The organism is Sphingorhabdus sp., from assembly GCF_044354325.1.
GTDB lineage: Bacteria > Pseudomonadota > Alphaproteobacteria > Sphingomonadales > Sphingomonadaceae > Sphingorhabdus_B.
This window is the reverse complement of the sequence record NZ_JBILAF010000122.1, coordinates 1-5,859: the sequence shown is the minus strand read 5'-3', so window position 1 is coordinate 5,859 and position 5,859 is coordinate 1. Positions and strand designations below refer to the sequence as shown.

5 protein-coding genes, 1 tRNA gene and 2 rRNA genes are annotated in these 5,859 nt (G+C 55.6%); 2 read left to right on the top strand and 6 right to left on the bottom strand.

Translation table 11 applies throughout. The features are described from left to right. Positions 1-2,373 (bottom strand): amidohydrolase (locus tag ACIQ0G_RS09765; RefSeq protein ID WP_397577741.1); only part of this gene is annotated, 2,373 nt, incomplete at its 3' end. Positions 2,374-2,682: 309 nt separating this feature from the next. Between ACIQ0G_RS09765 and ACIQ0G_RS09760 the strand changes: the two genes are divergently transcribed. Next, on the top strand, positions 2,683-3,159 hold the full coding sequence (locus ACIQ0G_RS09760) for a nuclear transport factor 2 family protein (RefSeq protein WP_324478767.1): 477 nt from the start codon (positions 2,683-2,685) through the stop codon (positions 3,157-3,159). A 38-nt stretch (positions 3,160-3,197) separates the two neighbouring features. Here the strand turns inward: ACIQ0G_RS09760 and ACIQ0G_RS09755 are convergent, their stop codons facing one another. Then, complete coding sequence (locus ACIQ0G_RS09755) at positions 3,198-3,398, bottom strand: hypothetical protein (protein ID WP_397577742.1); 201 nt, start codon at positions 3,396-3,398, stop codon at positions 3,198-3,200. A 16-nt stretch (positions 3,399-3,414) separates the two neighbouring features. Beyond that, on the bottom strand, positions 3,415-3,618 hold the full coding sequence (locus tag ACIQ0G_RS09750; RefSeq protein ID WP_397577740.1) for a hypothetical protein: 204 nt from the start codon (positions 3,616-3,618) through the stop codon (positions 3,415-3,417). A gap of 147 nt (positions 3,619-3,765) precedes the next feature. Here ACIQ0G_RS09750 and ACIQ0G_RS09745 point away from each other — a divergent pair, with 147 nt between their 5' ends. Then, positions 3,766-5,097, top strand: coding sequence for a hypothetical protein (locus ACIQ0G_RS09745; RefSeq protein WP_397577739.1), 1,332 nt, complete (start codon positions 3,766-3,768; stop codon positions 5,095-5,097). Positions 5,098-5,271: 174 nt separating this feature from the next. Here the strand turns inward: ACIQ0G_RS09745 and ACIQ0G_RS09740 are convergent. The 3 genes from ACIQ0G_RS09740 to ACIQ0G_RS09730 all read right to left on the bottom strand — a co-directional run. Further along, positions 5,272-5,348 (bottom strand) — tRNA-Met (locus ACIQ0G_RS09740). 136 nt (positions 5,349-5,484) lie between these two features. Next, positions 5,485-5,599, bottom strand: a 5S ribosomal RNA gene (gene rrf / locus ACIQ0G_RS09735). Positions 5,600-5,769: 170 nt separating this feature from the next. Continuing rightward, positions 5,770-5,859, bottom strand: a 23S ribosomal RNA gene (locus ACIQ0G_RS09730); the annotation flags it as partial.

Sequence of the window (5,859 nt, the reverse complement as noted above, 5' to 3'; positions counted from 1 at the left end):
GACAATCAGGCCTGCGCGCTGCATTTCCACCGCCGGGAAAACCGTCGCGGCGCTGCTGGATGGATCATGCCGCGTGGTGATACCCATGGCGAGGTTGAGCATATTTACCCAGTTTTGCTGCGGTGTCATTTCATCGACACCATGCGGACCATGGGCGTGGGCATCAACAAGACCGGGAATGATGGTCTTGCCGGTCACATCCACGGTCTTAGCAGCCGCAGGGATCGGGAAGTCTCCCGCCTTGCCGACGGCTTTGATCCGGTCATTTTCCACCAAGATGACGGCATTGTCGATGATCCCGCCATCCTTGTCCGCCATGGTCACGACACGCGCGCCAGTGAAGGCGACGAGGCCAGTTGGACGGTCCGACTTCACCGTCATCGACAGCGAAATGCCGTCTTTCGGCGGCGCAAATTTGACGGGCTTGGCGTCTTTCGCAAGCGGGCCATTGGGGTAGAATGCGCTGGTTTGTGCCGTGTAGAGCGTAGGCCCAAGTGCCCAATGCAATGCATCGCCATTGCGGCTCCAATGCATATAATCGGCACCGCCCTTGCTGACCTTCACCACGGGAAGCGCGCTGCCCGACGACGACGCAGTTACTTCCTGCGTGCCGGGCATCAATGGCATCACAAATGCTTCGTAGTTTTGACGGAACGCAAAGTTGTTCCCGTCTGGCGATACCTCATAAATGGTCGTCAGTTCGCCGCTGGCATGATTGCGCTTGGCTTCACCATTCAGGTCGACACTGACGAGCAGGCGTTTGTTGGCACCGGATTCGGTATAGAAAATCCGGTCGTTGCTGGCGGCGAAATGCGGCGTCGTTCCACTTTCGGTAACGCGAACAGCATTGCCGCCTGTCGTGGCTATGCGGTAAATGCCCGGCTGATCCGAACGCAAGGGCGAGGTTAGGCCCCCGCCTTCCTGCTTTTCAAATACGATCGTCTTGCCATCTGGCGAGAAACGCGGACGCGCATAATGGCCGGATTGCGCCGTCACATTTTTCGCCCTGCCACCCGTTGCGCCCACGACCTGAATGTGGCCAAGGCCCTTATCGGTCCAGTTCACAAAGGCGATGGTCTTCCCGTCGCGCGACCATGTGGGATATGCTTCCATCGCGGTGTCGGATGCGGTCAAGCGCTTTGCTGTCCCGCCTGCCGCAGGCTTGACCCACAGCTTACCCATGGTTTCAAACAAGACGGTCCGGCCATCGGGCGAGGTAACCACGCCGCGCGGCATGTGCGTCTGGAACTCGGCAGGTGCGACTTCAATCGCCGGGCGTGGCGGGTCGATGACATCGCGTGTGTCGGAAATGCGGAACGGGATTTCGCTCGATGCACCGCTCTGCCAATCAACCTTGCGCATCTTGCCGCCCGCCCAGAAGTAAATGGTCTTGCTGTCGGGCGACCAATCCATATTTGGATAGACGCCGGTCACGGCCCATGTTTCCTGCACATCTTGGTCGAGCGCATCGTAAATCTTGCGCTCTTCGCCGCTGTCCAGATCTTTCACATAGAGTTTTGACTGGGTCCGTTCGCGGCGGACGAAGGCGATTTTCTTGCCATCGGGTGAGGGCGTTGGACGCACCGAACCACCGACACCAGACACGGCGGTTTCGGTTTTGCCGGTCTCAATCTCATAGCTTTCAATGTCGAAAAGCTGACCGTTGGAATCCTGCGCATATTGGAAGATGGGTCCGGGCGTGATGTTGCGCGTGTAATAGATATGCTTGCCATCGGGCGCAAAGATGGGTTCGCCCAATTCCTTCTGATGTTGGTCATTGGGCTTCTTGACGAGCTGAACCCCTGCGCCGCCCGACACATGGTAAAGCCAGACTTCGCCGGTACCCAGCGAACGGCCTGTGGTGAAATGCTTCTTCGCGGCGATGAAGCGGCCATCGGGGCTCCAGCTGGGTTGATTGAGCAAGCGGAAATCCTCTTTGCTCATCTGCCGTTTGTCGGAACCGTCGCGGTTCATGATCCAGATATTGTCGCCGCCGCCCCGGTCGGAGGTAAAGGCAATGCGTGTTCCATCGGGGGAAAAGCGCGGCTGGGTTTCGAAGGGCAAGCCTTCGGCAATGCGGGTCGGCGTGCCGCCGGTGACGGGCATGGTGTAGATGTCACCCAGCAGATCGAACGCGATGGTCCGGCCATCAGGGCTGACGTCGAGGTTCATCCACGAACCCTCGTCGGTGTCGATCGCGATCTGGCGGAGGGTCAAGCCGGGGGGCGCCGCGACATCCCATTTGGGCGCCTTCTCTTCCGCGGCAGCAGGCGCAGCGGCAGGCGCAGCGGCCGGAGCAGCAGCTTGCGCAAATGCCGATGCCGGAATGGTTGCTGCACCCAGCAGCAAGATGGTCTTCAGATATAGTGTCATTTGTGGGGCTCCCCTGCCGTTTTGTCCTTGCTGTCATGCCTAGCGGGCAAGGGCAAGTGGGAAGCCGCAGCTTCGATGGGGAACGGGTTATTTTCTACAAACGACGGGGCGGTTTTGGCCCCGGCAGGCCGCAGAGGGGCCATCGTTACAATTGTTCACTTTACCGAATAAGGGATTGAGGCGACTGTTAAACATCGTTTTTATGACGCATTTAGGCGGTCAAGCTGGCCGAACAATGCGGATATTTAAGTGCGCCGCGACATCTTCGCCTTCAGGAATATGGGCGCTGTCGACGGCCAAAGGAGGAGAATGAAGATGAAAGCTTTGTACACGATCCCGGCCCTGTTGTTGCTCGTTTCCGGCTGTTCCGGCGGTGAAACGCCCGCTGCTCCGGTAGATATCAAGGCCATCGAGGCGGCAGCGCACGATGGCTATGTTGCGGCGATTAACAGCAACAATGTCGACACGCTGATGGAGGGCCTGACCGACGATGTCGTTCTTCAGGCACCTGGCGCGCCAGAAATCATCGGCAAGGCCGCGGTGCGCGAATGGGTCGGGGGATATTTCGGCGCTTATGAGACGAAGTGGGAAAAGACCTCGCTTGGCTTCACCGTCACCGGCGATTTGGCCGTTGAGCGTTACACCTACAAAGCCACCGACACCGACAAGAAAACCGGCGCGGTCACGACCGACATCGGCAAAGGGATCAACGTTTTCCGGCGTGGGACCGACGGCAAATGGCGCGTGGCGATTGACGGATGGAGCTCTGACAAACCCGCATCATAACGGGCACGCAGAGGCGTAGAGGTCGCGGAGGGACGCCCTTATATTGGCGGAACGAGCGGCTTTTCCATCATCGCGCGTTGGAATAGCTGATCGCCGATCCGGACGATCTGATGTTCGACAACCGAAAAGCCGACCGCGGCAAAGGCAGGCTGCGCCATCAGGCTGGCATGCACCCAAAGCCGTGCTTCGTTCGCGGCGCGGGCGTGCGCCTCAACCATGCCAAACAACCGCCGGAACAGACCGCTGCCCTGCGCCTCAGGCCGGATAAAGGCAAAGTCGATATAGCCCGCCGCCTTCGATACTCATAAACCCGGTGATGCGATCCCCATCGCGGCCAGTGGCAATATCCTTCGCCGCCAACCGCGATTCCCACTCCGCCCCGCTCCTGCGCACCGGAACCCAAGCGGCACGTTGCGCTTGCGTATATTTGCTCGGCCCGTTGCGGACAGCGTCGAACATGACGTCGGCGAGTTCGGCGTGATCGGCGGGGGTGGCCCAGGTGAGGGGGTGGGGGGATGATGATGCGAAACCTAGCTTTTGTTAATTTTTGTACATTAGAAAGCGATTATTCCGTAGTATTTTCTTCGCTTAGAAGGACTGCCTCCGATGATCGGCGACAAAACCATAGAAGCCATTAAGTTATCAGCGTTCAAGCTTAACTGCCTGTCCATTTCGCTAACGCAGACTGTATCGACTAATCCGATCGTTTTCGCGGGGACGGGTGAGATATGTCAGGATGAACACGGTAACCTGACATTTAGCTGCTCGGCTAGCGAGGTCAAAAACCTCGACTGGGCACAATGGTTCAACCGCGCAATGGGGTCAAAACCGGGTAAATTAGTCTCCAGTGAGAATTACTTTGATCTTCGTCTTAAAGACGATGAAGGGCGAGAGTGGACGGCCTCGAACGTTAAAGTAAACTGGACTTGGCATGCAGAGGGGCCATATACAGCGAACGGAAATCTCACGCATCTTTGTCACACATCATCGGTGGAGAATGACGCGAGAGAGTCCTGCGTATTGCATTTTTTCGATGATGTTAAGTTGCCGTTCTGGCCGGCGCATAGAGCCGCCCAATTTGAGTCAAAATTTGCGCAGATTGAGGTCCATGAGGAATCAAAAGGCCACTTTATCGTACATGCAAAAGCCAGCGATAAGCTTCCCGCGTCTTTTCCGTTGAGGATTGAGGAAGCCCTAGGTTTTCTTACCTCCGTCGAAGCATCTCCCCAGATCATTACCGTTTCTGATTCCTGTAAATCCCAGACGACCATCTATTCAAAGGGCTTGAAACCACCGTCAGGGAGCATTCCTAGGCCGCTCGGGGGAAACATTACAGAATTTTTTGATTATGGATGGGAGTTGTTTCGTTGTTATTTGGACTACATTGCATCGACGTCGAAGCCTGGTCTCCGGAGCCACGTGAGCTACTATGTTCACAATGCGAGAACGACTAGTTCGGGATCGGTAGATAGTTGGGCGGTAAGTGTTAGCGTCGCTGTGGAAGGCCTTTCGAATTTACTCGGGCCAAGAGTTACGCCTTCGCAGAAAATACTAGTGGGGGAATTCCGAGATTGGCTTATGCCGCTGGTCGCCAGTAACCCTAAATTTTCGACATTCAACGAACGTCTTGGAGGCTTAATCGGAATGCTGGCTGTTGAAAGTGTAAAAGATCGCCTTTCGTCGCTCATCGAAACAAATGAAGTTACTGCAGCTTATGTAAGCGCTTGGAATAATTTGAGAAATAAGTTTGTCCATCCGAAGGCAAAGGACCTAGTCGCCTTTTCAGACGAAAAACTTCAGCAGCTGCTTGACCTGTTATACAAGGTCACGGCCTTAATGTACGAGATCATATTCCATCTAATCGGTTATCGCGGGCCATATCGGGATTGCGGCACTGACGGTTGGCCGATCCGACGGATTTCCACCTCCAGTGGTTAGCGGAGCAAAACAGTCAGCGACAACGCTAAGCTTATGCGTTGTGTGCGGAAGTAGGATTTATGCGCTGCGCGCATGGTCTCCGCAATGGCTTTGCCATTGCTCCGGCTGAACGAGGTGAAAATCCACAATCCACCAAAACCAATAAAAAACCCCGCGCAAGGCGGGGTGTTTTACTGGTTGCGGGAGTAGGATTTGAACCTACGACCTTCAGGTTATGAGCCTGACGAGCTACCGGGCTGCTCCATCCCGCGCCACCAAAATGCCCTGTATTTCAACGGGGCAAAAACGAAAAAAGGCGGACATCCGTCGAATGAACGACAGCGGTCCGCCTTTTGAATTATGAATGGGTTCTTCCAATGCACTTATATCATGAGCGCCGGCTGCAATGCCTGGCGACGCCCTACTCTTCCAACGCTTAAGCGGTAGTACCATCGGCGCAGTTTGGTTTCACGGCCGAGTTCGGGATGGGATCGGGTGGGTCACAAACGCTATGGTCACCAAGCAATGAAGCAGGCGCTCATAACAGGTCGCAATATCCGAAGACAGAACGACCCTTATAAGTGTCAGTTGGGTTATAATCGATGCCCGTGCAGGGAATATTTTATCTGGTTGCGATGTAATCATCCGCCATCGACGTTGCTGAACAAGTCAGCACTGTCATTGATGGTGGGACTTCAAGCGCGAAAAGAGTAATTAGGATTGGTTAGCTTCACGCATTACTGCGCTTCCACACCCAACCTATCAACGTAGTGGTCTACTACG